Here is a 26,481-nt window from a genome sequence, read left to right on the forward strand (position 1 = left end):
TCCATGTCGGCTTTGCACAATATAGGCCCGGCAAAAACTCCCGGCAAATCAAGTTGCCGGGAGTTGCTTGTTACTTTGGCTGATCGGGAAGCTTGCCAACTGCTTTCAATGCGAAAGCATAAGAATAAGCGACTTCTTCAAGCCGCGAGAACCGGCCTGACGCACCGGCATGTCCCGCATCCATATTGATACGGAACAAGACCGGATGGTCGTCGGTCTTACGTTCCCGCAGTCTGGCAACCCATTTGGCCGCTTCCCAATAGGTGACGCGCGGGTCGGTGAGGCCCGCAACCGCCAGAATGAAGGGATAGGACTGCGCCGATACATTATCATAGGGCGAATAGCTGGCAATGTTGCGGTAATCATCTGCCGAACTGATCGGATTGCCCCATTCGGGCCATTCGGGAGGCGTCAGCGGCAGCGTGTCGTCAAGCATGGTGTTGAGCACATCGACAAAGGGGACCTCGGCGATGATGGCTCCAAAGGCATCGGGAGCCATATTGGCGACCGCGCCCATCAGCATGCCGCCCGCCGATCCGCCATGAGCGACGATCCGATCATGACTGGTGAAGCCTTCGTGCACGAGATGGTGTGCTGCGGCGATGAAGTCGGTAAAGGTGTTGGCCTTGTGCTCGCGCTTGCCATTTTCATACCAGGCAAAGCCCTTGTCCTTGCCGCCGCGAATATGGGCGATGGCATAGATGAAGCCGCGATCCACGAGTGAAAGCCGCGACGTGCTGAAGCTTGCGGGAATGGTGATGCCGTAGGAACCATAGCCATAAAGCAGGCATGGCGCGGTGCCGTCGAGCCTCGTGTCCTTGTGATAGAGCAGCGAGACCGGCACCATTTCGCCGTCAGCAGCAGGAGCCAGAATGCGGCGCGTGACATAATCCTGATTATCGTGGCCGGAAGGCACTACCTGCGTCTTGAGCAGCGTGCGCTCGCGCGTGCGCATATTATAATCGTAAAGCTGTTCCGGCGTGGTCATCGAGGAATAGGAGAAGCGGATTACATCCGTATCATATTCCGCGCTGCCATGCAGGCCGAGCGAATAGGCTTCCTCATCGAAAGCGATGGCGTGCTGTTCGCCGGTTTCGCGGTCGTGAATGATAATGCGCGGCAATCCGTTGTCGCGTTCCATCCAGACAAGATGATGCCGGTAGGCGGAATGCGACAGGATCAGCCGTCCCGGCACTTCGGCCACGACTTCTTCCCAGTTTTCCGGTTGAGGCGCGGATGCCGGCGCGCGCATGATCTTGAAATCCTTGGCGCCATCGGCATTGGTCAGAATATAGAAAACATCGCCGCCTGGCGCGATGTCATATTCGACGCCTTTTTGGCGCGCCATGACGAGCTTCGGCTTTGCTGCCGGATCGTCGGCAGGCAGCAGCCAGCATTCCGATGTTTCATGATCGTGAATGTCGATGAAAATGTAATCATCGAGCGATGAGCCGCCGACGCCGAGAAAGAAGCCGGGATCCTGCTCTTCATAAATGAGCGCATCCGCCGACTGTTCGGTACCGATCCTGTGATAGAAAACCTTGGATGGCCGGTGGTTTTCGTCAAGCAGCGTGTAGAAGAAGCCCCGGCTTTGTGCGTCCCACACACCGCCGCCATTGGTATCGGCAACCATGTCGGAAATATCCGCCATGGTGGTGAGATCGCGGACTTTCAGTGCGTAGAATTCCGACCCTTTGTCGTCATAGCCCCAGATAAGCAGATTATGATCGGGCGAATGATCTGCGGAGGCGAGGCGGAAATAGGCTTTGCCCTCTGCTTCGTGGTCGCCGTCGAGCAGGATGGTTTCCGCGCCGCCGTCGCGCGGAGTGCGCAAAAAGCGCGGCTGCTCGCCGCCTGTCTTGTAGGACACGCCATAGGCATAGGGACCGTGCTTTGCGGGAACGGAGGAATCGTCTTCCTTGATACGCCCGCGCATTTCAGCAAAAAGCTGCTTTTGCAGCGCTTCCGTGTCCTGCATCAGCATTGTCTGATAGGCGTTTTCCGCTTCCAGATGCTTGCGGATGTCCGGTGCGAGCACGGCGGGGTCCTTGAAGACTTCCTGCCAGTTTTCGGCGCGCAGCCATGCATAATCATCCGTGCGGGTGATGCCATGGCGTGTGTCTCTCACGGGATGTTTGGGTGCGGAAGGAGGTGAAAGACGATTTGAATCGTAGGGCATTGAAAATCCGTTGTGTTTGAAATGGAGCGGTTCCATGCCTGATGAAGTATGGAACCGCTCCCCGATCGTTTAGTTTTGGTGGTCGAAATTACGAAGTTGGGCTTTCATCGAAAACCAGCGCGTGTCCGTTCATGCAATAACGAAGGCCGGTTGGCGGCGGACCATCAGGAAAGACATGTCCCAGGTGAGCGTCGCAATCCGCGCAGCGAATTTCAGTGCGCACCATTCCATAGGAGCGGTCTTCGAAGGCTACAACAGCATCCGGTTCTATTGGCTGGTAGAAGCTTGGCCATCCGGTACCTGATTCATATTTCGTCTCCGCGCTATATAGCGGGCGATCGCAGCAGACGCAGCGATAGACGCCGTTGAGCGAACTGTCGAAATTCGGGCTTGAGAAAGCACGCTCGGTGCCATGCTGGCGGGTGATCTGGTACTGGACCGGCGTGAGTTGCTCGCGCCATTCATCATCAGTTTTGACAACCTTCAGCGAACGGGTCTGATCGGCAGGATTGGACATGGTTCGATCCTCTCTATGGGTGGGGCGGCTGACAATGGGATCATCGGGGCATCGTGCTTCCCGCATCCGCTCTGCAACCCGTTCCTTTATATAATTGGCATACAGGCTAAATGCGAGTTGATCTCAATGAAATATATTCGAGTTGGGCCATTTTGCGGCCTCGTTTCCCTGTCACAGCCCCAGTCAATAAATTGCGTTTGTTTGCTCTGCGCTGCAATATCTGGTGCAGAAAATTTTGTTGTTCATATAAAAGCTGCGAAGTATGGGAGTTGGGTATCTGAAATGCTTGGGTCCCTTTCTTCATCAATAAATGGTGAAGCTCAAATTCTGGTTATCATCGGTTGTGCAGGCTTAATAGCGATTAAAAGTTCGATTTAAGTGCATTGTATTAATTCACTCAAGAAGAGTTCATCTCCATTAATGTAATGTGGTTTGACAATTCTATTGCAAATAGCAATATTCATTGATAATTGCAGGATTGATTAAGTTGGTTCGCGCACAGGAATTTGTGGGGCGGGGTTCAGTTTTTTGAGCCGCCATCTGCTTGAGCTAAAAGAACACCAAAAAGGAAAAACAATGGAAAACCCTGAAACCCATGATGAGAATGCAGAACTGCTTTTGACCCTGACGGCTGACGTTGTCGCCGCCTATGTCGGAAACAATTCGATTCGCGCCAGTGAACTGCCGTTGCTGATTGCTGAAGTGCATACTGCTTTCAAGCGTCATGTCGAACGTGAAGAAGCGCCGGTCGTCGTTGAAAAGCCGAAGCCTGCCATCAGCCCGAAGAAATCGATTACTGACGATTACATTATTTGTCTCGAAGACGGCAAGAAGTTCAAGTCTCTCAAGCGTCACCTGATGACCCATTACGGCCTGACGCCTGAACAATATCGCGAGAAGTGGGATCTCGATCCCAATTATCCGATGGTCGCTCCCAATTATGCGGCTGCGCGCTCGCGCCTTGCCAAGAAGATGGGCCTGGGCCGCAAGCCCAAGGAAGCCTGATCGCTCTGAATATCAGGCACAATTGCGCCGATAACATCACATAAACACGTTGCGCTGGCATTCGTTGGCGCAACGTATTTTTTCTTTGTTTCTTCCTCACTGCGAAACCGCCATTCCATCTGGAAACAAACGCCGAACTCAGTCTGCGAGCCGGTCGCGAGCCTGTTTGAGCGCGATGTGGCGATTGAGATCGTAACTCCAGTGACCATTCATGCCTTTAAGGCGCTCGCGCTCGATCAAACGGTTGAGTTTGCCTTTTGCATTCCGCCTCTCCTCCTTCGATGCAATCAGTAATTTATCCATGTCGATCCCCGCAATGATTTGCAGGGCGGCGCGCTGCATGGCGTTCGAGCGCTCCTCGACGCGGGCGGCGAGAAAAGCTGTCTTGGCGGTTCTAAGAGCAGTTTCCATCTGTTTTTCCTCGTTGGTTGTGTTGGGTCGTCGAGGATAGGATCGCTCAATATCCGGGCTGTTGGATAATATTCCTATAATTAATTAATCTCTGGGCATAAGCCATTTCAATAAACTTATCCACGCTTGCGTTTTCCTCATTATAAGAAGATATTCCTATTAATGTGAGGAAGCTGTAATGTCTTTGGAACTATCGAACGTCATTCACAACCGGGCAGAAGCTATCGAGGCTTTGCAAGTGATCGCGGCGCGGCATGGGCGAACAATCAGCCTGGGATATTCCGGCCGTGCCTTGAGCCGGAGGCGGCAGGCGAGCAGCACGGAATTGTGCGATGCCCTGATCGATCTGCTCGCAGCCTCTTTCGCGGTCAGCGGGGTGGAGCTGCGTGCGCCTCTGCGTGGCAGGCGCGCGGTTGCCCGCGTCAGGCAGGTGGGCATGTATGTCGCCCACACCTCGTTCGGCATGGCGATGAGCGAAGTAGCCGCCGGCTTCGGTCGCGACCGCACCACGGTCATGCACGCCTGCCATCTCGTGGAGGATATGCGCGACGATGAGGAATTCGACGCTATCATCTCGTCTTTTGAAAGGATCGTACATTCCGCTTTTACAGCATGGAGGATCGCGGCATGAGCATGAGATTTTCAGCTTCCGAGACGCGAATTATGCGTTTCCTGAAACAGGGCGGCTGCGAGGTGCAGGATTCGGTTCGCGAAACTCATGTTCTGCTGGTGGGGGAGCAGGGCACCATTGCAGCTTCGCGCATGGAAATAGAAGCCATGCAGAACAAGGATATGCTGCGCCTTGAGGGGCAGCATATCGCACTCTCGCAACGCGGCCGCAAGAGCGTCGCAAGCAAGCCAATCCCATCACGGGCGGCAGCCCGCGAGACGCAAACCGTAGAACTGGAGAAAGGCGAAAAGGTTGAAATCAACCCCTGCGAATCGCCCCTTGCCATGCTTTATCGCCGCAAGGGCTCCGATGGCGAAGCCTTTCTTTCGGAAGACGAGTTTCGGGCGGGTGAACGTCTGCGTGCGGATTTTACGCGCGGATCGCTGATGCCGTCGGTCACATCGCGCTGGGATGTGAGCGTAAGCGGAGGCGGACGGTCTGGCGCAGGCGGCATGGCCGAGCTCACCGATATAGCGCTGGCCAGCCGGATGCGGGTCGAACGTGCGCTGGCGGCGGTCGGGCCGGAACTGAGCGGAGTGCTGATCGATATCTGCTGCTTTCTCAAAGGGCTGGAAAGGGTCGAGAGGGAACGGAAATGGCCAGTCCGGTCCGCAAAAATGCTGCTCAAAACCGCTCTTGCAATACTGCACCGCCATTATTGTCCGCCGCAGGAGCAGCCCCGACGATCTAATGCGATTCTGCATTGGGGGAGCGATGATTATCGTCCGTCCCTCCATCAGGAAAAACGAGGCTGAAGCATTTCCGGCGAACCAGTTTTTTCTTTGCTGGAAATGTCTTATCAGGAATGCCAATGCAAGAGGATCGTGTGGGAGAATAAGATGCAAAAGAGCAGGGATCGGTTGGAAACCATTTTATTGCGGCTGGAAAAGCGCGCAGTCGATGAACAGGTTTTCGGCAGGACCTATGCCGATACGGCCCGCGAGGAGGCGGATGCTTCCGATGCGCGCATGGCGCAGGGCAAAGCGCTGGGGCCGCTTGATGGGCGCATTGTATCGATCAAGGATCTCTTTGATGTGGGGGGCGAGCCTACGCTGGCGGGTTCCGCCATTCGCAAGACAGCCGCTCCTGCAATCACGGATGCACTGATCGTCGAGCGTTTGCGTCGCGCCGGGGCCGTCATTGTCGGCAAGACTCATATGACCGAATTTGCATTTACGGCAGTCGGCCTCAATCCGCATTATGGCGTTCCGGCCAATGCAATCGACCCGACGCGCATCCCCGGCGGTTCCTCATCGGGGGCTGCGGTATCGGTCGCGGAAGGCACGAGCGAAATCGCCATCGGCTCCGATACTGGCGGTTCGGTGCGCATTCCCGCTGCATTGAATGGCGTGGTGGGTTTCAAGCCGACAGCACAGCGTATTCCGCTCAAGGGTGCATTTCCGCTTGCGCCTTCGCTTGATTCGGTGGGGCCTTTGGCGGGCAGCGTCGCCGATTGCATTTTAGCGGATGCGGCAATGGCGGGAGAACCGCTGGTCCTGCCCGAAGCCCTATCGCTGGCGGGGCGGAAGGTTGGTGTGCCGGAGGGCCTGCTGCTTCAGGATATGGAAGAGCCGGTGGCGGCAGCTTTCATGAGTGCCAAAAAGGCACTTGAAGATGCTGGCGCGCATATGGTCGAAATTAAGATCGACGACCTTATTTTGCAATTGCATGAAGCGACACGCATCGGCTCGATAGCCGGGATCGAAGCCAGCCGCGTTCATGCTGACAGTTGGCTCCCTGATTTGGCGGCCAATGTCGATATCAGGGTCAAAAGCACGCTTTCCAGGCGCATTAAAGTATCCGATGACGCTTATGCGGTGTTAATGCGCACGCGCGAAAATCTTGCGTGGCAAATGGATGAGCGGCTGCGCGGGATCGATTTTTTTATCACGCCGACTACGCCCATTGCCGCAACGACAATAGCTTCGGTCAGCAATGATGAGGATGAATATGATCGCGTTGAAACATTGTTGCTGCGCAATACGCAGATCGCCAATCAGTTCGATCTTTGCAGCATAAGCCTGCCTATGCCGGTCACGCCTTTGCCTGTCGGCCTGATGCTGACAGCGCGCGCTGGCACCGACCGGCATCTGCTGGCGATGGCGCTTTCGGTGGAAGAGGTTTTACGCTGAAACCCTGGCTGCTTCCGCCTCGCGGTGAATGCGCGCGACCATGGCGCGCAACCCGTTTGAGCGCTGCGGCGTGAGATGCTCGTCAAGTCCGAGTTTGCGCAGCACTTCTTCGGGATCGGTGGCAAGGATTTCCGAGGCTTTCCGGCCCGAATAAAGCGCAAGCACGATGGCGACGAGGCCGCGCACGATATGCGCATCCGAATCTCCGAGAAATTCGATGACTGGATCGGCTCCTTCATGCGGCAGCGTCTTCAGCCAGACCTGACTGACGCAGCCCTGAACCTTGTGCACCGTGTCGCGGGCATCGTCCGGGTAAGGCGGTAATTCTCGTCCGAGGTCGATCACATAGCGATAGCGATCTTCCCAATCGTCGAGAAATTCGAAATCGGACATGATGTTATCGATTGTGGTGGTCATGATATTCGCCTGAAATTCCGTCGCTATCGGGTATGTAGCCTATATAGGTATAAAAGCAGGCGAGGTCACGGAAAAGCTCAACGCTGTGCGCGGATTTGATGCAATGCGCTTTCGCGCGGCGTCGGAATCGGGATGAATTCCCGCTTCGTCGGAGCAGGAAGGGCTGTCTGTTTCTGTGTTGAACTGAAATGGCTGCTCAGATAGTCGAGCATTGCACCGCTATTTGCGAGCAATTGGCGTCCTGTGCTGGCAAGAAAGGACTGCCCGCCCTCGCAAAGCGGCGGATTATCTATGCAGAGCTTGCCAATCTCGACGGCGGTCTTGCCGCTGGCCAACAGATCACCGATCTGGTCACGCTCGGTTTTGCCCTCAACCGGCGCGGCTTGTTGCTGCGTTTCGCTTTCCGGTTCCGCTGGCAGGAAGTGCGGCATTATGAGAAATGCCAGCGACAGCCAGAATGCAGATTTGAGAACAAAGCGGATCATTGTGCTCGCGGATTATGCGCCTGTGTTGATCGATCGATGGGTACAGTCTGTGCTTGAATAGAAAAGATTTCGTAACCGGAGCGATTCGGACGGCCTGCCTGCGCTTCCCAGAAAAGCGGGTGCCTGTCCATCTTCTGTTTACCATAGCGACAAAAGCTACGCCTCAAAGACCCATATTCAGCCGCACGGCGCACCGAATGGCTTTGCTTTATCGTTTCTTTAAAGCCTCGCCTGCAATCTGACGTCAGGAAAACCGGATTGATCCCGGCAGTCCGCAGATTAGTGAGTGAGTAAAGCACATTGAAAGCCATTTTTTTGAAAGCAGCCGAAATCCGCAGCACCTTCGTGCAGGCTTTTGCGCGCTTTCATGACGATTTCTGCCGGCATCGGGCGGATAAGACCTCGCTGATATTGATGCCTGTTCTCCTGTTCGCAGCGGTTCTCGCCTCCAGCGCGGCCACGGGCTTTGCCGAGCTGGCCATTCTCGCAGCAAGCCTTGCCGGAATGGCGATGATTTTTAGCGCGCTCGGTCTCATGGGACTGCCCGCATCTTTTCTGATTGTGCTCAATTTTACCGTCTATGCAGCCGGTCTGGCCGCACTCGGTTTTCTCGCCCATGACAACGCCGCGCTCTGGCTTATAACGGCGGCGTTGCCGCTTGAAATCTGGTTTGCAAGCCGCAAGCGCTCCGTCGTAGGAGCGGGCGTCGGGACGGCGGCGCTTATTCTCGCATTTTTTGCCATCAGAAGCGGCGGCGCGATTTCCGGCGGCTCACTTGTTTCCGTCGTTGTGCTGGTTCTTTATACCGCGAGCCTCATCACCCGTAGTTTCAATACCAGAACTGCGACGCAACAGGCCGCACCCGCCAGTTCCGTGCTTGCCCCCATGCTGCCTAAGGGCGATGTGCGCATCGTCATGGATTTTGAGGGCGTCTTGCAGAATATCGATGATCAGACAGCTGCTCTGCTTGGCGTTCAGCCAAAAATGCTGGAAGGTGTTGCGCTGATTGATCGCGTGCATGTGGCCGACCGCGTGCAATATCTCTCCTTGCTTGCAGATCTACGCTGCGGCTCGACCGCCCATACGGCGGATATCCGCCTGCGCTCCATTGAAAATGGCAGCCCGGTTTTCCTCGGCTACCGGCTGGAGGGTGCCTGCGTGGATGACACAATCGTGCTGGTCGGACGTTCGCTGGAAGGCGAGCAGGATCTCATTCGGCAGATTGATACGCTGAAATCGGAACTCGAAGCGGAACGGATCGGCAAGGGGCGGCTTCTGGCGACGGTCAGCCATGAGTTGCGCACGCCGCTCAATTCGATCATCGGCTTTTCCGATATGCTTTCTCATGAGATGGCCCAGGGCATGGGTTGTCGTCTGGAGAATGAAAAGCAGCGTGAATATGCCGGGCTTATTCACCAGTCGGGCCATTATCTGCTCGAACTGGTCAATTCAGTGCTCGATAATTCGCGACTGGAAGAAGGCACCTATCGCATCGAACCATGCAGTTTTGGGTTCCGCGAGGCGGTCGATATGTGCACTTCGGTAATGTTGCCGCAGGCGGAAAAGAAGGGCATCGCCTTCTGTCACCGTGTCAATACGGCTGTAGGCGAGGTGATGGCGGATCGCCGGGCAGTCCAGCAGATTTTGATCAACCTTGCCGCGAACGCTGTCAAATTCACCGAGCCGGGCGGCTGCGTCACCATCGATGCGGCGAGGGTCCTGACCGATGGTCGCGCCATGCTCGAAATCTGCGTCTCGGATACGGGCATCGGCATCGCGCCGGAAGATTTGCAGCGCATCGGAACGCCTTTCACGCGCGCCGACAACAGCTATACGCGCGCACAGGAGGGGAGCGGCCTTGGCCTGTCTGTGGTCAAGGGGCTTGTGGAATTGCATCAAGGCTCGATGAAGCTTAAAAGCAGCGTGGGCGAGGGAACGGTTGTAACCATTCAACTGCCCGTCGCAGGTCCGCAAAACCAGAACAAACACCAATGTGATCCTTTGGGAGAGGATGATCGGCAGCTTGGCACGGTGATCGACATGCACCGTCACCAGGGAGAACGGCATGACGAATGGCAGAAAGACGAAAACCGGAAAGAGGGCCATGCGCAAACCCGTAAAACGGCGTAGTCCCGGTCGTCGCCTGTTCCAGCTTTTTTTCAATTCCGCTTCGGCGCTGGCGATCATTGCCGGCAATTTCATCGTGCGCAATCCGGTCCTGACTGGCGGCGCGACTGCCTTTGCAGTGGTGATGGGTTTCGTTTCGGCCAATGCGCTCTGGTACCAGCCGCAGGCCCACGATGCCGTCTTCTTCAAGACGCGGTCGGATTTCATATTCAAGGCGACGCCGCGAGCGACCCTGCCCAGCACGATGGCAGCGGAGCATGCCGTGGAAAAACCGGCAGAACCTGCAAAAAGTGTCGCTACTGTGTTGCAGGATATGGAGCCATCGCAGGAACTTGCTGGTTTGTCACCCGACCGACTGCAAGTTACCGGCTCGATTGATGAAATGCTCCCTGCCCTTGCACCCAACGCCGACCTGGAAATCGCGCGCTTGCAGCAAAGACTGTCGACGCTGGGCATATATAAAGGGCAGGTCGATGGATTTTCTGGCCCGCAGACCCGCGAGGCAGTCGAGCGCTGGCAGGGGCTTCAGGCAAAACTGGGCGTGATGCAGAAAAAGCCTGCGCCCGGAAGAAATGCTGTATTTGCGTCCCGCGATTCAAAGCAGGACGATGTGGCGAAGATTATGCAAAAATCCGGGGAATTTGTCGTGCCGGTCCCGCGTCCGCAGCCTGTTGTCGCTGTAAAGGAAGCGCCCGCAAAGCGCGCGCCCGATCTGGCTTCGCTGCAAAGCAAGGTGACGCCGGAACGCAAACCGCCCGAGCTGGTTCCCGCCGCGCAACAGCAGGCCAAGGTCTCGTCGCAGGATATCGTGCGTGTGCAGGCAGGGTTGAAGGCTTTCGGCAACGACAGGGTAAGCGTGGACGGTGTTCCAGGTAAATCCACGCAGGAAGCGGTCCGCGAATTCCAGAAGCTTTTCGGCTTACCCATGACTGGCGAAATCGATGCCGTACTGATCGGCAAGATGCGCGAGATTGGCCTCATTAGCTGATGCGGGACAGATCATGCGCCTGACGTCGGATTTCTGGGTTTCGGCATTGATTCGCAGGGTGCAGGGCGAAGGAGGGTTTGCGTACCTCGTCCGGCGCGGCGCTATGGAAGCGGGTGCGATCTTCATCAAGCTCGGCTCGCGTCATGGCATATGTGACCTTTATTCGCCTGCTCCGCAAACCTCCTATGAAGATGATAATAACGGCGAACGCATGTTTGCGTGCATCCTTCGCGATGCCGACGACGAGACGGCAGCGGCGCGCATGGAACGCGAAATCCGCTTCGATCCTGATCTTTGGCTTATCGAGCTGGAAGATATAGCCGATCCCGCCCGCCTGTTTTCGATAGCGGAAGGCGAGGGGGGCTTAGCTTAAAGAATGCACGCCGTGTCCGTCGAAAGTGGCGCTTTTCTCCGCCGACGCACTATTGTGCGCCTGCGCCATTTCCCGCAATTTGCTGCGCAGCAGTTTTGACATGTCGTCGGCTTTCCAGCGCCGAAGCAGCGTCACGGCTTTTTCGCGATCGATGGAGCGGTACATATGAACGAATTCGCGCAGATTTTCGCGATTGGCATCAATCGGTCCCAGAACCGAAGTCATGACGAGATAGCATTCCGATGAGGAAAGACCGAGTGCGCGCAGCGCGATCGGCAGGTAGGTATTGGGCCATTGTCCGATGATCGCATCGGCGCGCTCAAAGGACAGATCGAGCGCATCGGCAAGTGCAGTGCGGAAAATCTGGTCGTCGATCAACAAGGCGGTATCGATCAGATGATCGACTCCAGAAGTTGCGCCTGAACTCAGCAATGGTTGTTGTAAAGAGAATGCCATCTGGTCAGAACGGCTTGCCGCGTGGCGCGCTTCATCCTCAGAAAGGGAGGCGGGCGCAGGCGTTTCCAACTGCTCCGTCTCCAGATTGGCGAGATTTTCCTGCAACTTGAGCAGGCGGTCGATGACCGGATCGGCGAAACTGCCCAACACTTGTTTGAGCAGCGTATCGGCGGATTGACGGCGCGCAATGGCGCGCGCATGCAGCAGCCCGTGCCTGCCGATTATGTCGATCAAATCGGCGGGGCGCAGCAGGGGCGAGCGCAAAAGCAAAGGGGCGGAAATCTCCACCGGTTCATTGGACAATGCCAGCAGAAGATGACGCGGAGCGTTTTCCAGCGAGGCCAGCGCATTGGCCGCCTGACGCTTGCCGCGCGTGGTTGCGCTTTGCAGAAGCGGCAGGGCCAGATCTTGGAATTGCTGGATGTCATGCCGTCCGGGACGTGTAATGGCCGCAAAGGCGGCTATCGCGGCGACCAGAAGATCGTCCGCCTTGCTGCTGCCGCCCGCATTAGGGTTCGACGGCCCCCGACTCCCTGAAATCTCCTCCAGAACGCGGAACTGGTCATTTGTCACGCAAGATACCCCGGTAGGCTCCGAACCAAACGCTATTACATAGTCTGCCGAATACCGGCGGCTTGAATAATAGTCACCAAGCCTTAGCAACTCATTAACCGTGAGATAATCGGGGGTTAGAGTAGTTCAAACGTTGTGCAGCTTGCGTTCTCGAAGAAGCGCTGTACTTGGGTCTGCCAACTTGCATCGGGAACGAAGGCGCGCAATATGACCGCGCCTTCGCTGATATTCTGTTCAACCAGAATGGTGCGGCTGTCGTTCTGGCGGCCATTGGCGCGCAAGCCCGCCATGCCTATAGGATCGGCGATGATGAGATCAAGCGCGCGCTCATTCGAAACGTTATCGTTGAGGCTGTAGAGATTGTCGCCGTTGGGCGCATAGATCGACAGCGACCAAAAGGGCGGGGTGCCCCTGGTGGCGATCTGCACAGGCCCATCGGCTAGATCGAAACGGCAGGCCGCCTGCGCAATCAGCGGGTCGGGATTACTGACCACGCCTGCCTGTTCGCCCAGATGATGGAAACGATAGGCGTCGCCCAATATTTCCATATGTGACCAGGCGTTTTTGTCTGAATAGAGGGGAACAAGCAGTAGAACGGCGATATGCACGATTGCGGCGCCAGCAAGTCCGAGGAGAAGCAGGTGTAATATCTTAGCCACGGCACGCATCCCCCTGACCGGGAGCAGGCAAAAGGCGTGGCATGACGAGATCGGCAAGGCCGGATGAACTTGCCGCAGGTGTGTCGTATAGTGTCATGACAAGAACAAAAGGCCCGCTGCCTTCCACCGCAAGCCAATTATCCGGGCTTGCATCCGGCCCCACGGCGATCGTCACGCTGCCATCTTCATTATAAAGAATCTCGCGCGAATGCAGCGCCGGCTGTAAGCCATCTCTTGGTGTTATCGGCATGAGGTCGGAATTTGCCGGATAAAGCGTCCAGAAACGGGCAGGCGGGGTGAAGCCGCTCAAGCGATAATTGCAGCGCCGCTGCAATTCCCGGCCATTGCTGTCGCGCCGCGCATAAAAGGCCAGCCCCTCGGCGGTGCCCAATGCGAGCGAGGCTTTGCGTGCGGCCCGCGCTTTGGAATAGGGGTCGGCATCCATCGTGCCCGATGCAGGATAGGCGCTCCATCCGCCGACCTGCAACTCGCCAAAACCGTCGAAGTGATCGAGCGTATAATCGGTGATCCATATGCCGCCGCCCAGCGCAACCGCCAGTACCGCCAGAATTTTGGATATGGTCTCTAGCATCGCGCACTCAAAGAACTGAAACTTTTGTACGCCCGGCAAGTGCTGGCACCGGCGGCGCATTCAGAAGCCGGTCGTGCAATTCGCGCAGGGCCTGTGTGGCCGCGGGCGAAAGAACACGCGGCGGTGCTGCCATCATCTCGTCGGGCTTGCCCGTTGCGGCGACTTTCGGTTCCGCAGTCTTGGGCTGGGCCGGGAAGGGCGGGTCTATCCCCGGTATTGGTTTGAGCACGATATTCTGATGGGCATAATTCATCATGCGCTGCCATGCCATGGCTGGAAGCACGCCGCCGGTGAGGTTTTTCATCGGTGTGAAATTATCATTGCCGAACCAGACAGCGGCGGTGAAATTTCCGGTAAAGCCGACAAACCATGCATCGCGATAATCCTGCGTCGTACCGGTCTTTCCGCCCACGCGCGTCATCTGCAGCGCCGCCCGACGGGCCGTGCCGCGCTCAGGCACCTGCACCAGCATGGAGTTCATCTCATAAGCTGCTTTTTCGCTCAGAGCGCGGTGTGGCTTGGGAGCATCGCGCCGATAATCCCACAAAACTTTCCCATCTGTTGCAACGATCTGGGTGAAGGCATGTCGGTTGCCCGCCATGCCGCCATTGGGAAATACGTTGAAGCCGGTCGCCTGATCCATCACCGTCATTTCAGATGTACCCAGCACCATGGTCTTGTGCGATGAAATAGGCGATTCCACCCCCATGGCTTTGGTCAGCGCGACTATGGGAGCTGTGGTGAGATAGTCGCGCGCGAGCCTGACCGGCACGCTGTTGAGCGAGCGCACCAGTGCCGTCGTCAGATCAACGCGCCCGGCAAAACTGCGGCCATAATTGCGCGGCGACCAGTTGCCCCAGCTGATCGGCCCGTCGGAAATTACTGTGCTGGGGGTCAGCCCCTTTTCCATGGCTGCGGCAAAAACATAGGGCTTGAAGGAGGAGCCGGCCTGACGCAATGCGCTGGTCGCCCGGTTGAACTGGCTTTCGCCATAATCGCGCCCGCCAACGAGCGCGCGCACAGAGCCGTCATTGGCCAGCACGACAGTCGCGGCTTGAGAAACATCATACTCCTGGCCAAATTGCCGAAGATGAAATTCCAGCGATTCTTCGGCTGCCTTCTGGAGATTGCGATCGAGCGTGGTGCGCACGATCAATGTGTGCTGCGGAATATCGCTTGCGATCTGCTTTACTTTTTCAAAGGCCCAGTCGAGGAAATAATCCGGACTTTCATTCTTGGCCCGGTCGATGATGTTGGCCGGGTTACGGCGCGCGACCGCAACCTGCCCATCGCTCATGAAACCGCTTTCGACCATGTTGGACAGCACGACATTGGCGCGTGCACGCGCCGCTGGAAGATTGATATGCGGCGCAAATTTTGCCGGGGCCTTGAAAAGCCCCGCCAGCATGGCCGCTTCTGCAAGGGAGACATCCTTGACGTTCTTGCCGAAATAAAATTCCGAAGCCGCAGCAATCCCGAAAGTGCCGCCGCCCATATAGGCGCGGTCGAGATAAAGTTGCAGGATTTCCTTCTTGCTCAGATTGCTTTCCAGCCAAAGCGCAAGAAAGGCTTCCTTGATCTTGCGCTCGATGGTGCGTTCATTGGAGAGGAACAGGTTCTTGGCCAGCTGCTGCGTAATCGTGGAGCCGCCCTGTACGACGCCATTGGCGCGCAGATTCTGGTTGAGCGCGCGGGTCAACCCCCAGAAGTCGATGCCGTAGTGATCAAAAAAACGGCGATCCTCGGTGCCCAGAACCGCCTTGACGACATGATCGGGCAATTCGTCTATCGGTACGGCCTGCCGGTGCAGGATGCCGCGCTGGCCGATCTCGTTGCCGTAGCGGTCGAGAAACGTCACCGCATAATCGTCCTGCGAGCGCCAGTCTTTCTTGGTTTCCTCGAAAGCAGGCAATGCAAGCGCCAGCATGAACACCGCGCCGATAACGCCGAGCGTAAACCCTTCATCCAGAACTTCAATGACGAAACGCCGAAAGCCCTTCACGCGCAGGCGATTGGAAAGGATGGTGATGTTTTCCCATCCTTCGCGCAAGGTAAAACGCAGATTGTAGAGCGCCGAATCGATCCATGCGTCAAGTCCGATCAGTCGCGAAACCCGGAAGGGCCTGCGCTTGTTCTTCCCAGAATCTTTGTCAGCCGGTTTACGCATGAACGATGACTTCGGCACCCTCTGAATGTGGATACGGGCAAGATTTGCCCCGCAATCATAGCAGATTAGTAAGCTATAACTTATCTTAATTGGTAAACGGATATTGCAAAAAATAATGGGAAAAAAATCAAGAATAGGAAAATAGTCCTTGACTGCGTAACGGTCGTTTGATAGCTATAAGGCACAGTCGAGAAATTGCGGCTGAGGCCGATACAGCTTCGACCCCCCGGCTGATATTGGCGAAGTATTGCCCCCGGAAACCTGATGGCTTTCGGGGTTTTGCTTTTTGATGCGAAAGCATATCCCGCAAAGTCGAGGACATGGAGCAAAGCAGGAAACGGGGTAGCCTTTGGATATTGCAATTGAAAATCGCAAAAGGAGACGAGCGCCGTGAGGCGCGGGTCAGGCTGGCTTTTCGCCTGCAAATGAAACACGCCATAGAAATTGCGCAAATCGCAGAGGTCCTGGGCCTTTCCGAGAAAGGATATCGGGACCGCGTCCGCCGCCTGAAGCTGGAGGCGGACAAGCTCAATATGCCGACGGCTGCGGATCATGCGCTTGAGCGTTTGCAGGCGGAACTCCGCAAGCTCATCGAGGGCGAGGAATTGCCCGATAAAAGCAAGGCGGAAGCCTTGATGGCGCTGGCGCGGGCCGTGAAGACGGTTGGTGAGCTTGCCTCTGAAACCGGCTCTTCCCGTCAGGAGGAGAATGCCGGAACGGTGGTGAGCCTGAGCGAACTGCGGCAGGTGCTGGCACGTATAGACAGGAGAATTGAAGAACTTGCACAAAGGCGCGCGCGGGAAATCCTGGGCGGCGGGCTTGACGCAAAGGCAGATATTGGCGGCGGAAAACGAATGGCTGATAAGGGCGCGTGATGCGCAATTGCCGCCCGCCGGTGACTGGCGGGTCTGGCTTATTCTGGGCGGGCGCGGTTCGGGCAAGACGCGGGCAGGTGCCGAATGGGTGTCGGGAATGGCGCTGGGGCTGATGCCCTTTGCCGCCCGGCCAAGCGGTCATATTGCATTGGTCGGTGAAACCTTTGCCGATGCGCGCGAGGTGATGGTGGATGGCCCGTCGGGCATTCTGTCCGTCTCGCGTATTGCACGCCCGCGCTATGAGGCCACGCGGCGGCGACTTTTATGGGACAATGGCGCGGTGGCGTCGCTTTATTCCTCGGAAGACCCCGATGGTTTGCGTGGTCCCCAGTTCGATGCGGCATGGTGCGACGAACTGGCGAAATGGAAACGTCCGCAGGAAACATGGGACATGCTGCAATTTGGCCTGCGTCTGGGCCAGCGGCCCCGGCAGGTGGTGACGACGACACCGCGCGCAGTGCCATTGTTGAAAACATTGATGACCGATGCTTCGGTTTCCATGACCCATATGCGCACTGCCGAGAATGCCGCGCATCTGGCCGATGGCTTCATGCAGACTATCAACCAGCGATATGCCGGGACCCGGCTGGGGCGGCAGGAACTCGACGGCGAACTGATCGAGGAACGCGCAGGCGCATTGTGGTCGCGCGAGCGCATCGAGCAATGTTTCGAGCAGGCAGCACCACCATTGGTCCGTATTCTGGTGGCGGTCGATCCGCCTGCCTCATCGGGCAAGGCGTCGGATGCCTGCGGCATTGTCGTGGCTGGTATCGACGAAAACGGGTTTGGCCATGTGCTGGCGGATGAAAGCATGGAAATGGCCAAGCCGCATCAATGGGCGCGCCGGGCTATCGCGCTTTATCATGCCTATGAGGCGGATGCGATATTGGCCGAAGTCAATCAGGGCGGTGAAATGGTCGCCGCCGTGCTTTCGGCGGAAGATGCGTCGGTGCCGGTTTTGATGCGGCGCGCCTCGCGGGGCAAATGGCTGCGGGCCGAGCCGGTCGCGGCACTTTACGAGCAGGACCGGGTGCGCCATGCCGGACGCTTTTCGGCGCTGGAAGATGAAATGTGTGATTTTGCGCCCGAAGGTTTGTCCAGCGGGCGTTCGCCCGACCGGCTCGATGCGCTGGTCTGGGCCTTGGGCGAACTCATGCTCGGTGCGGAGCGCAAGCCGCGCGTCCGGCGCTTCGGCTGACAACTGAATTAAAATTGGAGAGCCAACATATGGCGTGGAATTGGCCGTGGCGCAAAAGCGCCGCGAACGCAGCCTCGCATTCTCATGCGCAGCGGCAGACCAAAATGGCGACCGGGTTCGTGGCGCTGCATGTCGAGCGCGGCGCATCGTGGATCGCGCGTGATTATACGACATTGGCCCGCGAGGGCTTTATGCGCAATCCGGTGGCGCATCGTTGTGTGCGCCTGATCGCGGAAGCAGCAAGCAATGTGCCCTGGCTGTTATATGAAGGGGCCACGGAGCACGAAATCCACCCGCTGCTCGATCTGATTGCGCGGCCGCAGGCAGGTGTCGATGGCAGCAGCTTTTTCGAGCGGCTTTACGGGCATCTGCTGATTTCCGGCAATGCCTATGTCGAGCGGGTCGACCTGCCCAGCGGCCGGTTCGAGCTGCATTTGCTCCGGCCCGAGCGTGTGACGCTGGAAACCGCAAGCGATGGCTGGCCGCTGTCGCTCGTCTATCGTTTCGGCTCGTCGGGCAGGGCGGTTTCGCTGGCTGGTTCAGCACCCACGGGGCTGCATCTCAAACTGTTTCATCCGCTGGATGACCACTATGGTTTTCCGCCGCTCGAAGCAGCCCTCATGGCGCTCGATATTCATAATGCGGCGGGCGCATGGAACAAGGCTTTGCTCGATAATTCAGCACGACCGTCCGGCGCGCTGGTCTATGCGCCAAAGGATGGTGGCAATCTGACGGAAGAGCAGTTCGAGCGTCTCAAGGCAGAGCTTGAAGACGGCTATACCGGGGCATCGGGGGCGGGGCGCCCCTTGCTTCTGGAGGGCGGGCTCGACTGGAAAGCCATGGGTTACAGTCCGCAGGACATGGATTTCATTCAGGCCAAGAACAGCGCCGCCCGCGATATTGCGCTGGCCTTCGGCGTGCCGCCCATGCTGCTGGGCATTCCCGGCGATAATACCTACGCCAATTATGCCGAAGCCAATCGCGCCTTTTATCGCCTGACCGTGCTGCCGCTGATCGACCGCACGGCAAAGGCATTTGGCGGCTGGCTGGGGCCATTGTTCGGCGGTGATCTGCGGCTCGAACATGATGTGGACCGGATCGAGGGCCTGTCGCTGGAACGCGAATCCCTCTGGCGGCGCGTGTCCGAGGCCCCGTTCCTGACTGATGACGAAAAACGCGATGCGGTCGGCTATCAGCCGCGCGCATGAAGGAGCTTAAGATGAGCAACTGGAATGATGCGGTTTTCGCTTCCGATGCCGCCTGGATATGGTTTTCCAAAATTGCGGGCGCGGTGGCCGGATCTGCTGTTTCGCTCGCCTATATGCTGCCGCACGGCAAGCGCGAAGCGGCGATCCGCTTCGCCGTGGGCATCATCTGCGGCATGGTGTTTGGCGGCGCGGCGGGCGTGAAAATCGCGCAATCGCTGGCGCTTTCTGAATCGCTGGGGCGCGCCGAACTCATGCTGATGGGATCGGCTGCGGCAAGCTTTGCGGCCTGGTCGGCACTGGGCATTTTCAAGCGCTTTACCGACCGGGCGAAAGATGCGCCTCTGCCCGCAATCTTGCCGGGAATGCCGCCATCCGAAAGGAACAAGAATGGCAAAACCTGATTTCAGGCTCGAAACCAAACGCGCTCCCCTTGCCTTGGATGAGGTGGAAATCGACGGTAGTTTCGGCGGCTATGCCAGCGTTTTCGGCCTGCCCGATCTTGGCAATGACGTGATCGAACCCGGCGCGTTTGCGCGGGCGCTGCGTGAACGCAAGGCTTCCGGCGTGCGTATGCTGTGGCAGCATGATGCCACTGAGCCCATCGGCATATGGACCGCTATTCGCGAGGATGCGCGTGGGCTTTACGTCGAGGGCAGGCTGGCCAAGGGCGTGGCGCGCGCTCGCGAAGCGCTCGAACTCATGCGCAGTGGCGGTCTTGACGGGCTTTCCATCGGCTTTCGCACAGTGAGGGCGCGCAAGGATGCGCGCACCGGCCTGCGCCATATCCTTGAGGCGGACCTGTGGGAAATCTCGGTGGTTACATTTCCGATGCTGCCGCAGGCGCGCGTCAGCACGGTCAAGGCACAATTGCCCACGATCAGACAATTTGAACGCTGGCTCACGCGGGATGCGGGGCTGAGCCGTGGCGCTGCGCGCACCGTCATAGCCAAAGGCTATGCGGCGCTGGCAGCTCATCAGGGCCGGAAAGGGCGGGACGCCATCTGGCAGGACGAAGCAGGGCTTGCGCGGCGTATGCGCGATGCTTGCAGACTTATGATCCCTAACTCGAAATAACAGGATGAATATGCAGAAAAATCATGCAATCCCGCTCGAAACCAAGAGCGTGGAAACCAAGGCGCTTGGCTCCAGTTCAGGCCACGATGGTGATGTATCAGAAGCTTTCGACGAGTTCATGACGGCATTTTCCGCTTTCCGCGAAGCCAATGATGAGCGTCTGAAGAAGGTTGAGAAAAGCGCCGATACGGACGTGCTGTTGCGCGACAAGGTTGATCGTATCAACCGCGCGCTGGATGAGCAGAAACAGGCGCTCGACCAGTATGCGCTCAAGAACGCGCGCCCGCCGCTGGGTGCGGGCGGTGCGGTTGCCAATATCGAGCACAAGCAGGCTTTCGACTTTTATGTGCGTCGAGGCGACGAACAGGCGCTGCGCGGGGTCGAGCAGAAGGCGCATTCCTATGCATCCGGCCCCGATGGCGGCTATCTGGTTCCGGCGGAACTGGAAACCGAAATCGGTCGCAGGCTTGGTGTTCTCTCACCCATCCGCGGCATTTCCAGCGTGCGTCAGGTCTCGGGCGCTGTGCTCAAAAAGCCGTTTTCGGTCAGCGGCCCTGCCGTGGGCTGGGTAGGCGAAACCGATGCGCGTCCGCAGACGGCTTCGGCGAAGCTTGCAGAATTGCAGTTCCCGACCATGGAAATCTACGCCATGCCAGCGGCAACCTCGTCACTTCTCGATGATGGGGCGATCAATGTCGAGCAATGGATTGCCGATGAGGTGGAAGCTGCTTTTGCCGAACAGGAAAGCGCCGCCTTCATCACCGGTAATGGTGAGAATAAGCCGACCGGCTTCCTTCATTATGACACGGTGGAAGACGGAGCCTGGGAATGGGGCAAGCTCGGCCATATCGCAACGGGTACTGAAGGCGCGCTGCCTGCGGAAGATCCGTCCGACAAGCTGATCGAGCTGATCTATGCGCTCAAGGCTGGTTATCGCCAGAACGCCAATTTCGTCATGAACCGCAAGACGCAAAGCGTATTGCGCAAGCTCAAGGATGCCGATGGCAATTATCTCTGGCAGCCCCCGGCTGCTGTCGGTGAAAAGGCCTCGCTCATGGGTTTCGGCCTGGTCGAGGCGGAGCATATGCCCGATATCGACGCAGCCGCCACGCCGATTGCTTTCGGCGACTTTGAACGCGGCTATCTCGTCGTTGACCGTATTGGCATTCGCGTGTTGCGGGATCCGTATTCCGCCAAGCCTTATGTGCTGTTCTACACTACCAAGCGCGTTGGCGGCGGCGTTCAGGATTTCGATGCGATCAAGCTTCTGAAGTTCTCTGCCTGATGAAAATGACAGCGGTCTGGCTGTCAATTTTCTCAGGTCGTTTCACCATCCCCTGCCGGATTTGGCAGCTAGATTCCGCTTTTGATCGGGTTGAATCTGTTTATGGGGTGCCATGCGTAACTCTCTGATTTGATAGTTATTTATAGGGGAAAGCCAATGACAATGTTTCTTGTCACGCCACCGGTAACGGAACCGGTGACGATTGCCGATGCACGCGCATTTTTGCGAATTTCCACCCAGAGCGAAGATGATATTCTCGAACGGCTGCTCAGGACGGCGCGCGAGCTTGTCGAGGCTGAAACGGGCCTTGCGCTGATCGACCAGACCTGGCGTCTGCGGGTCGATCGCTGGCCGCGTTCGGGCCGCCTGGCCCTGTTTCGCTATCCGGTGAAGGCGGTGACAGCTGTTGTCGCCTATCAGCCCGATGGAACCGCCATCAGCTTCTCGCCGGAGGAATTCGTTCTCCAGCACGACCGCAGGCCGCAGCGTGTCTATATGGCGCAATATCCTGATGCACGTTCTTTCACCGGGCTTGAGGTCGATTTTCTTGCCGGATTCGGCGAAACAGGCGCCGATGTGCCCGACACGCTCAAACAGGCCATATTGAGCCTGACCGCTCATCTCTATGAATCGCGCGCGGGCGTGAATGCCAAGAGCGCACCCACGTCCTTTCCTCCGATGGTCGGCCAGATGGTCGATGGCTGGCGGCGGATTTCCTTATGAACAATATGCTCTTTATCGATCCGGGCCAGCTCACTTCCGAACTGGCCCTCGAAGCCATGCTTCCGGTTGGGGATGGCATGGGCGGCTATGAGGAAACATGGTCCGAAGTCGCCACTGTCTGGGGACGTATCGAGCCTGTATCCACTGCGCAGCGCGATTTCGGGACAAGGCCGCGCCCGGAAGTGACACACCGCATACTGGTGCGTTTTTGCGATGACATCTCCTCGGACAAGCGCTTGCGCAGGGGCGGTCGTGTCTTTGCGCTGCGTTCGGTGCACGATCCTGACGAGAGCGGGCGCTATCTCATCTGTCTGGCCGTGGAGGAGGGGCGATGAACATTGCCATGAAACTCACCTTCGACGGCCTCGTGCGCGCCCTGCGCTTCCGGCAGCTTGCCGTGCGCGAGGATCTGGCGCTTGGACGCAGGCCCGGCAGCAGCGAAATCAAGGAAACAAGCGGGGAACGATATGACGAGCGGCGCAGCAGCATTGCAGAAGGCCCTGTTTGAGGCTCTCAGGAATGACGGCGAACTGATTGAAACGCTTGGCGGGGAACGTGTCTATGACCGTGTTCCGCCGAAAACGCCGTTCCCCTATATCACGCTGGGCGAGACGCTCAGTCGCGACTGGAGTACCGCGAGCGAACCGGGCGGTGAGCACTTTCTCAACATCCAGATCTGGGCGCGCGAAGCCGGACGCAAGCGCGTGCTCGACATCGCCGCACACATCGCCACGCGGCTCGCAGATGGGATGCTCAGTCTGGATGGGTATCGTCTGGTCAATCTGATGCTCACGGAAGTTCTGGCGCGCAACACCGATGGTCTTGGCAGCTATCTGGGCACCATGCGATATCGCGCGGTGACGGAAGCAGTTTACTGATAGGAACTTACAATGGCAGCTCAACGCGGCAAGGATATCTTGCTGAAAATCGCGCAGGGGGAAAACCTGTTTGAAACCTGCGCGGGTCTGCGCACCAAACGCATCGCCTTCAATGCGGAAACAGTCGATGTGACCGATGCAGACGCAGCAGGCCGCTGGCGGCAATTGCTTTCGGGCAGCGGCGTTCAGCGCGCCTCTGTCAGCGGCTCGGGCATTTTCAAGGATGCGGCATCGGACAAGCTGATGCGCAGCCTTTTCTTCAATGGCGAGATCAGGGACTGGCAGATTGTCCTGCCGGATTTCGGCACCATAACCGGACTGTTCCAGATCGTAGCGCTGGAATATGGCGGCAATCACGATGCGGAAGTGACCTTTGAAATCGCGCTGGAATCAGCCGGGCTGATTGCTTTTGGAGAAGCACTATGATGGTCAATCGACATCGTGGCGAGGTTGCGGCAAAACTTGATGGTCGTGACTGGACCCTATGCCTGACGCTGGGTGCGCTGGCGGAACTGGAGGCGGCTTTTGAGGCGGACAATCTTTCCGATCTGATTGCACGCTTTTCCACGGGTAGGCTTTCCGCCCACGATATGCAGCGCATCATCTGCGCCGGCCTGCGCGGCGGCGGTCATAATGTAGGCTATGAGGATGTTGCCGAAATGCGCGCGGATGGCGGCGCTGCCGGTTTTGCGCGTCTGGTTTCGGCGCTTCTGACAGCTACTTTCGGAAGCGCTGAAAAGGCAGAAAGCGATTCCGCGCCAAACCCTTGAGTGCCGCAGTTGAATCACAATCTTCGCCCGAACCTTTCCCATGGCCCGAACCCTTTCCATGGGATGAGGTCATGCGGGCGGGGTTGGGTCTGCTGCGGCTTTCTTCCCAAAACTTCTGGGCGCTGACCCTGCGCGAATTCGCTGCCGCAATCGGGCCTTTGCCGCGCGCGGCGAATGCGCCCACGCGCGCGACGCTCGATGCGCTGATGCACGCTTTTCCCGACAGGTGATTTTACATGACAGATGAAACAATGCGCGTTTCCGTTGAGGCGGATACGAGCGCATTCGACCGTGCCTTGACCGACCTTGAAAAGCGCTCGTCGAGCTTCGGTTCCAGCCTGACCACAGCATTCAAAAGCGCCATACTGTCCGGCAAGGGACTGGAAGACGTTCTGCGCGGTCTGGCGACCAGTCTGGCCGGTTCGGCCCTTTCGGCGGGCCTTCAGCCGCTCCAGAATCTCGGCTCGTCGCTGATGTCGGGCGCATTGGCCGGTATGCGCGGCATCATACCGTTCGCCAAGGGCGGAGTCGTATCGAGCCCCACCTACTTTGGCATGGGCAATGGTTCGCTGGGCCTGACCGGTGAGGCGGGGGCGGAAGCCATCCTGCCGCTGGCGCGCGGCGCGGACGGACGGCTGGGTGTGGCGAGCGGTGGTGCAGGCGGCAAGCCGGTTCAGGTGGTCTTCAACATGACATCGCCCGACGCCTCGTCTTTCAGAAAATCTCAGGCGCAGCTTTCCACCATGCTGGCGGGTGCGGTGCGTCGCGGTGCGAGGAGGATGTAATGGAAGTCTTTCATGATGTCCGGTTTCCGCTGGGCGTTTCTTTCGGCGCAACCGGCGGGCCGGAATGGCGCAATGAAATCGTCACGCTTACTTCCGGCATGGAAAAGCGCAATGCGCGCTGGGCGCATTCGCGCAGGCATTTCGATGCCGGAACCGGCCTGCGCTCGCTTGATGATCTCAAGGCCGTGCTGGCGTTTTTTGAGGCGCGGCGCGGCTCGCTTCATGCGTTTCGGTTCCGCGATCCGTTCGATTTTTCATCGGCCTTGAGTACTGCCGCGCCGTCACCCTTCGATCAGCCGATCGGTACGGGCGATGGGGCGAACCGGCATTTCCAGCTTATCAAACGCAATGAAGCCTATGACCGTCCGATCCGGCGACCGGTGGGCGGATCGGTCGTCATTGCCGTCGACGGCGTACGTCTGGCTGAAGGCGAAGCCTTCAGCGTTGACAGCGCAACGGGGGTGGTTGCTTTTCAGCCTGAATATACGCCCGCCAATAACGCGCTGGTGACGGCAGGCTTTCTTTTCGACGTGGCGGTTCGTTTCGACACGGATCGGTTGATGGCCAGCATCGCCTCGTTTCAAGCGGGTGAAATTCCCTCTATTCCGATTGTCGAGGTGAAGGCATGATCCCGGTTCCGGCGGCACTTGAATCACATCTGCAAAGCGAAGTGACAACCCATTGCTTTGCCTGGCTTATAAGACGCTCCGATCAACTCGTCCTCGGCTTTACCGATCATGACAGGGCGCTGGTTTTGCAAGCTGTTTCCTGTGAGCCGTTGACGGGCCTCAACAGCAGCGAGGCGACGACCGCGCTCGGCCTTTCCATCGCCGGTGGCGAAGTGGAAGGAGTGCTGTCTTCCACCCGCATCAGCGACACCGATATCGAGCAGGGGCGCTATGATGGTGCGACCATCGAAACCTATCTGGTCAATTGGAAAAATCCTCAGCAGCATATGATGCTTCGGCGTTGGACGGCGGGTACGATCAGCCGTTCGGGCAGCCGCTTTGTCATGGAACTCAAGGGTGCAGCAGCAGCATTTGATGCCATACGCGGACGCCGCATCCAGCGTCAGTGCGATGCGAAGCTCGGTGACGGGCGCTGCGGTGTGAATCTTGGCGATCCGCGTTTTTTCGCCCATGGCTCGGTGATCCGGGCCGAAGGTGCGGCTCTGACGGTTGCCGGGCTTGGCGGCTTTGCAGGCGGATGGTTTAGGCAAGGCACTCTCTCCTGGGAAACGGGTGCCAATGCTGGCCGTTCCATACGCGTGGCAGGCCATGAAGGCGGTGAACTGCATTTACGTGAACCGCCCCTAATGCCGGTTGGCGTGGGTGACGGTTTTCGCATTGTCGCTGGATGCGACAAGAGCTTTGCGACTTGCAAAGCCAAATTTGGCAATGGCAGCAATTTTCGCGGCTATCCGCATCTGCCGGGCAATGATGCGGCCTTTGCCTATGTCAACAGCGAGAATGAATATGACGGGAGTGCACTGGTTCCATGATGATCGCGGAAACTGTCATTGCCGAGACCGAATGCTGGCTCGGCACGCCATACCGTCACGGTGCGTCGCGACGTGGTGTCAGTTGCGATTGCCTTGGGCTGGTGCGCGGCGTCTGGCGTTCGCTCTATGGGGTGGAGCCGGAAAATCCCGGTGCCTATGCGCCCGACTGGGCGGAAGCAGCAGCCGGCGATCCATTGCTCGAAGCGGCCCGCCGGCATATGGGCGAGCGCGATGGCCTCGAACCGCAGCGGGGCGATCTGCTGGTATTTCGCTGGCGACCCGGCCTCGCGGCCAAGCATCTTGGTATCATGGTGCGTGAGAACCGTTTCATCCATGCCTATGAGGGGCATAGTGTGATGGCCTCGGCGCTGGTGCCGCAATGGCGCGCGCGCATTGCCGGAATTTTCATTTTTCCCGAACGGAAACCATAGAA

At 57.9% G+C, this 26,481-nt stretch carries 33 protein-coding genes; 24 read left to right on the forward strand and 9 right to left on the reverse strand.

What is annotated here, in order from left to right:
• Positions 1 to 70: 70 nt before the first annotated feature.
• Both KUG47_RS03795 and msrB read right to left on the reverse strand, forming a co-directional pair.
• Complete coding sequence (locus KUG47_RS03795; RefSeq protein WP_217676596.1) at positions 71 to 2,179, reverse strand: S9 family peptidase; 2,109 nt, start codon at positions 2,177 to 2,179, stop codon at positions 71 to 73.
• An 88-nt stretch (positions 2,180 to 2,267) separates the two neighbouring features.
• A complete protein-coding gene (gene msrB / locus KUG47_RS03800; RefSeq protein WP_217676597.1) occupies positions 2,268 to 2,696 on the reverse strand; it encodes a peptide-methionine (R)-S-oxide reductase MsrB in 429 nt (142 codons plus the stop codon).
• 576 nt (positions 2,697 to 3,272) lie between these two features.
• Here msrB and KUG47_RS03805 point away from each other — a divergent pair.
• Positions 3,273 to 3,701, forward strand: a complete 429-nt coding sequence (locus tag KUG47_RS03805) for a Ros/MucR family transcriptional regulator (RefSeq protein WP_217676598.1) — start codon at positions 3,273 to 3,275, stop codon at positions 3,699 to 3,701.
• A 138-nt stretch (positions 3,702 to 3,839) separates the two neighbouring features.
• Here the strand turns inward: KUG47_RS03805 and KUG47_RS03810 are convergent, their stop codons facing one another.
• Positions 3,840 to 4,112 carry a cytoplasmic protein gene (locus KUG47_RS03810; RefSeq protein WP_217676599.1) on the reverse strand — a complete coding sequence of 91 codons (273 nt, stop codon included), beginning with the start codon at positions 4,110 to 4,112 and terminating at the stop codon, positions 3,840 to 3,842.
• Positions 4,113 to 4,296: 184 nt separating this feature from the next.
• On the opposite strand from KUG47_RS03810, the gene KUG47_RS03815 reads away from it, so the two are divergent.
• The 3 genes from KUG47_RS03815 to KUG47_RS03825 all read left to right on the forward strand — a co-directional run bounded on the left by KUG47_RS03815 (position 4,297) and on the right by KUG47_RS03825 (position 6,914).
• A complete protein-coding gene (locus KUG47_RS03815; RefSeq protein ID WP_217676971.1) occupies positions 4,297 to 4,743 on the forward strand; it encodes a helix-turn-helix domain-containing protein in 447 nt (148 codons plus the stop codon).
• Positions 4,740 to 5,537 carry a DUF6456 domain-containing protein gene (locus KUG47_RS03820; RefSeq protein WP_217676600.1) on the forward strand — a complete coding sequence of 266 codons (798 nt, stop codon included), beginning with the start codon at positions 4,740 to 4,742 and terminating at the stop codon, positions 5,535 to 5,537. Before KUG47_RS03815 ends, KUG47_RS03820 begins: the two co-directional genes overlap by 4 nt.
• A gap of 84 nt (positions 5,538 to 5,621) precedes the next feature.
• The gene (locus KUG47_RS03825; RefSeq protein ID WP_217676601.1) at positions 5,622 to 6,914 is read left to right on the forward strand and encodes an amidase; all 1,293 of its coding nucleotides are present in this window, start codon (positions 5,622 to 5,624) and stop codon (positions 6,912 to 6,914) included.
• On the opposite strand, the gene KUG47_RS03830 is transcribed toward KUG47_RS03825, so the two are convergent.
• Entirely contained in the window at positions 6,906 to 7,331 is a 426-nt protein-coding gene (locus tag KUG47_RS03830) for a SufE family protein (protein ID WP_217676602.1), read from the reverse strand. The genes KUG47_RS03825 and KUG47_RS03830 overlap by 9 nt on opposite strands.
• A 77-nt stretch (positions 7,332 to 7,408) precedes the next feature.
• Entirely contained in the window at positions 7,409 to 7,816 is a 408-nt protein-coding gene (locus KUG47_RS03835) for a hypothetical protein (protein ID WP_217676603.1), read from the reverse strand.
• Between the two features lie 300 nt (positions 7,817 to 8,116).
• Here KUG47_RS03835 and KUG47_RS03840 point away from each other — a divergent pair, with 300 nt between their 5' ends.
• Genes KUG47_RS03840 through KUG47_RS03850 form a run of 3 tightly spaced genes read left to right on the forward strand, consistent with a single transcriptional unit; the run spans position 8,117 to position 11,304 of the window.
• Complete coding sequence (locus tag KUG47_RS03840; RefSeq protein WP_422718048.1) at positions 8,117 to 9,946, forward strand: ATP-binding protein; 1,830 nt, start codon at positions 8,117 to 8,119, stop codon at positions 9,944 to 9,946.
• Positions 9,921 to 10,931, forward strand: a complete 1,011-nt coding sequence (locus KUG47_RS03845; protein ID WP_217676604.1) for a peptidoglycan-binding domain-containing protein — start codon at positions 9,921 to 9,923, stop codon at positions 10,929 to 10,931. The genes KUG47_RS03840 and KUG47_RS03845 overlap by 26 nt, the downstream gene beginning before the upstream one ends.
• Positions 10,932 to 10,944: 13 nt before the next feature.
• A complete protein-coding gene (locus tag KUG47_RS03850; RefSeq protein WP_217676973.1) occupies positions 10,945 to 11,304 on the forward strand; it encodes a DUF1491 family protein in 360 nt (119 codons plus the stop codon).
• On the opposite strand, the gene KUG47_RS03855 is transcribed toward KUG47_RS03850, so the two are convergent.
• The 4 genes from KUG47_RS03855 to KUG47_RS03870 form a co-directional block, all read right to left on the reverse strand.
• Positions 11,296 to 12,333 (reverse strand): DUF2336 domain-containing protein, encoded by a 1,038-nt coding sequence (locus tag KUG47_RS03855; protein ID WP_340162776.1) that lies wholly within the window; start codon positions 12,331 to 12,333, stop codon positions 11,296 to 11,298. The two genes, KUG47_RS03850 and KUG47_RS03855, sit on opposite strands and share 9 nt — an antisense overlap.
• A 116-nt stretch (positions 12,334 to 12,449) precedes the next feature.
• Entirely contained in the window at positions 12,450 to 12,992 is a 543-nt protein-coding gene (locus KUG47_RS03860) for a DUF1254 domain-containing protein (RefSeq protein WP_217676605.1), read from the reverse strand.
• Entirely contained in the window at positions 12,985 to 13,584 is a 600-nt protein-coding gene (locus tag KUG47_RS03865) for a DUF1214 domain-containing protein (RefSeq protein ID WP_217676606.1), read from the reverse strand. Before KUG47_RS03865 ends, KUG47_RS03860 begins: the two co-directional genes overlap by 8 nt.
• A gap of 7 nt (positions 13,585 to 13,591) precedes the next feature.
• On the reverse strand, positions 13,592 to 15,751 hold the full coding sequence (locus KUG47_RS03870) for a transglycosylase domain-containing protein (RefSeq protein ID WP_217676607.1): 2,160 nt from the start codon (positions 15,749 to 15,751) through the stop codon (positions 13,592 to 13,594).
• Between the two features lie 362 nt (positions 15,752 to 16,113).
• Between KUG47_RS03870 and KUG47_RS03875 the strand changes: the two genes are divergently transcribed.
• The 17 genes from KUG47_RS03875 (at position 16,114) to KUG47_RS03955 (ending at position 26,479) form a co-directional block, all read left to right on the forward strand.
• Positions 16,114 to 16,626: a hypothetical protein gene (locus KUG47_RS03875; protein ID WP_217676608.1), complete on the forward strand. Its 513-nt coding sequence runs from the start codon at positions 16,114 to 16,116 to the stop codon at positions 16,624 to 16,626.
• Positions 16,532 to 17,824 (forward strand): DNA-packaging protein, encoded by a 1,293-nt coding sequence (locus KUG47_RS03880; RefSeq protein WP_422718057.1) that lies wholly within the window; start codon positions 16,532 to 16,534, stop codon positions 17,822 to 17,824. Before KUG47_RS03875 ends, KUG47_RS03880 begins: the two co-directional genes overlap by 95 nt.
• A gap of 29 nt (positions 17,825 to 17,853) precedes the next feature.
• Positions 17,854 to 19,032 carry a phage portal protein gene (locus tag KUG47_RS03885; RefSeq protein WP_217676609.1) on the forward strand — a complete coding sequence of 393 codons (1,179 nt, stop codon included), beginning with the start codon at positions 17,854 to 17,856 and terminating at the stop codon, positions 19,030 to 19,032.
• Positions 19,033 to 19,043: 11 nt separating this feature from the next.
• On the forward strand, positions 19,044 to 19,433 hold the full coding sequence (locus tag KUG47_RS03890) for a DUF6107 family protein (RefSeq protein ID WP_217676610.1): 390 nt from the start codon (positions 19,044 to 19,046) through the stop codon (positions 19,431 to 19,433).
• Positions 19,420 to 20,106 carry an HK97 family phage prohead protease gene (locus tag KUG47_RS03895; protein ID WP_217676611.1) on the forward strand — a complete coding sequence of 229 codons (687 nt, stop codon included), beginning with the start codon at positions 19,420 to 19,422 and terminating at the stop codon, positions 20,104 to 20,106. The genes KUG47_RS03890 and KUG47_RS03895 overlap by 14 nt, the downstream gene beginning before the upstream one ends.
• Before the next feature lie 10 nt (positions 20,107 to 20,116).
• Positions 20,117 to 21,391, forward strand: coding sequence for a phage major capsid protein (locus KUG47_RS03900; protein WP_217676612.1), 1,275 nt, complete (start codon positions 20,117 to 20,119; stop codon positions 21,389 to 21,391).
• Positions 21,392 to 21,547: 156 nt separating this feature from the next.
• Entirely contained in the window at positions 21,548 to 22,114 is a 567-nt protein-coding gene (locus tag KUG47_RS03905; RefSeq protein ID WP_217676613.1) for a head-tail connector protein, read from the forward strand.
• Positions 22,111 to 22,449 (forward strand): phage head closure protein, encoded by a 339-nt coding sequence (locus tag KUG47_RS03910; RefSeq protein WP_217676614.1) that lies wholly within the window; start codon positions 22,111 to 22,113, stop codon positions 22,447 to 22,449. Before KUG47_RS03905 ends, KUG47_RS03910 begins: the two co-directional genes overlap by 4 nt.
• A complete protein-coding gene (locus KUG47_RS03915) occupies positions 22,446 to 22,622 on the forward strand; it encodes a hypothetical protein (protein ID WP_217676615.1) in 177 nt (58 codons plus the stop codon). Before KUG47_RS03910 ends, KUG47_RS03915 begins: the two co-directional genes overlap by 4 nt.
• The gene (locus KUG47_RS03920; RefSeq protein ID WP_217676616.1) at positions 22,582 to 22,992 is read left to right on the forward strand and encodes a DUF3168 domain-containing protein; all 411 of its coding nucleotides are present in this window, start codon (positions 22,582 to 22,584) and stop codon (positions 22,990 to 22,992) included. Before KUG47_RS03915 ends, KUG47_RS03920 begins: the two co-directional genes overlap by 41 nt.
• Before the next feature lie 12 nt (positions 22,993 to 23,004).
• Positions 23,005 to 23,418 (forward strand): phage major tail protein, TP901-1 family, encoded by a 414-nt coding sequence (locus KUG47_RS03925; protein ID WP_217676617.1) that lies wholly within the window; start codon positions 23,005 to 23,007, stop codon positions 23,416 to 23,418.
• Positions 23,415 to 23,762: a gene transfer agent family protein gene (locus KUG47_RS03930; protein ID WP_254799264.1), complete on the forward strand. Its 348-nt coding sequence runs from the start codon at positions 23,415 to 23,417 to the stop codon at positions 23,760 to 23,762. Before KUG47_RS03925 ends, KUG47_RS03930 begins: the two co-directional genes overlap by 4 nt.
• On the forward strand, positions 23,759 to 23,992 hold the full coding sequence (locus tag KUG47_RS03935; protein WP_217676618.1) for a rcc01693 family protein: 234 nt from the start codon (positions 23,759 to 23,761) through the stop codon (positions 23,990 to 23,992). Before KUG47_RS03930 ends, KUG47_RS03935 begins: the two co-directional genes overlap by 4 nt.
• Positions 23,993 to 23,998: 6 nt before the next feature.
• Positions 23,999 to 24,547, forward strand: coding sequence for a phage tail tape measure protein (locus tag KUG47_RS03940; RefSeq protein ID WP_217676619.1), 549 nt, complete (start codon positions 23,999 to 24,001; stop codon positions 24,545 to 24,547).
• Positions 24,547 to 25,176: a DUF2460 domain-containing protein gene (locus KUG47_RS03945; RefSeq protein WP_217676620.1), complete on the forward strand. Its 630-nt coding sequence runs from the start codon at positions 24,547 to 24,549 to the stop codon at positions 25,174 to 25,176. The genes KUG47_RS03940 and KUG47_RS03945 overlap by 1 nt, the downstream gene beginning before the upstream one ends.
• On the forward strand, positions 25,173 to 26,048 hold the full coding sequence (locus KUG47_RS03950) for a DUF2163 domain-containing protein (protein WP_217676621.1): 876 nt from the start codon (positions 25,173 to 25,175) through the stop codon (positions 26,046 to 26,048). Before KUG47_RS03945 ends, KUG47_RS03950 begins: the two co-directional genes overlap by 4 nt.
• Complete coding sequence (locus KUG47_RS03955) at positions 26,045 to 26,479, forward strand: NlpC/P60 family protein (RefSeq protein ID WP_217676622.1); 435 nt, start codon at positions 26,045 to 26,047, stop codon at positions 26,477 to 26,479. The genes KUG47_RS03950 and KUG47_RS03955 overlap by 4 nt, the downstream gene beginning before the upstream one ends.
• Positions 26,480 to 26,481 lie beyond the last annotated feature (2 nt).

It is taken from the genome of Falsochrobactrum tianjinense, assembly GCF_019100495.1.
Classification (GTDB): domain Bacteria; phylum Pseudomonadota; class Alphaproteobacteria; order Rhizobiales; family Rhizobiaceae; genus Brucella; species Brucella tianjinense.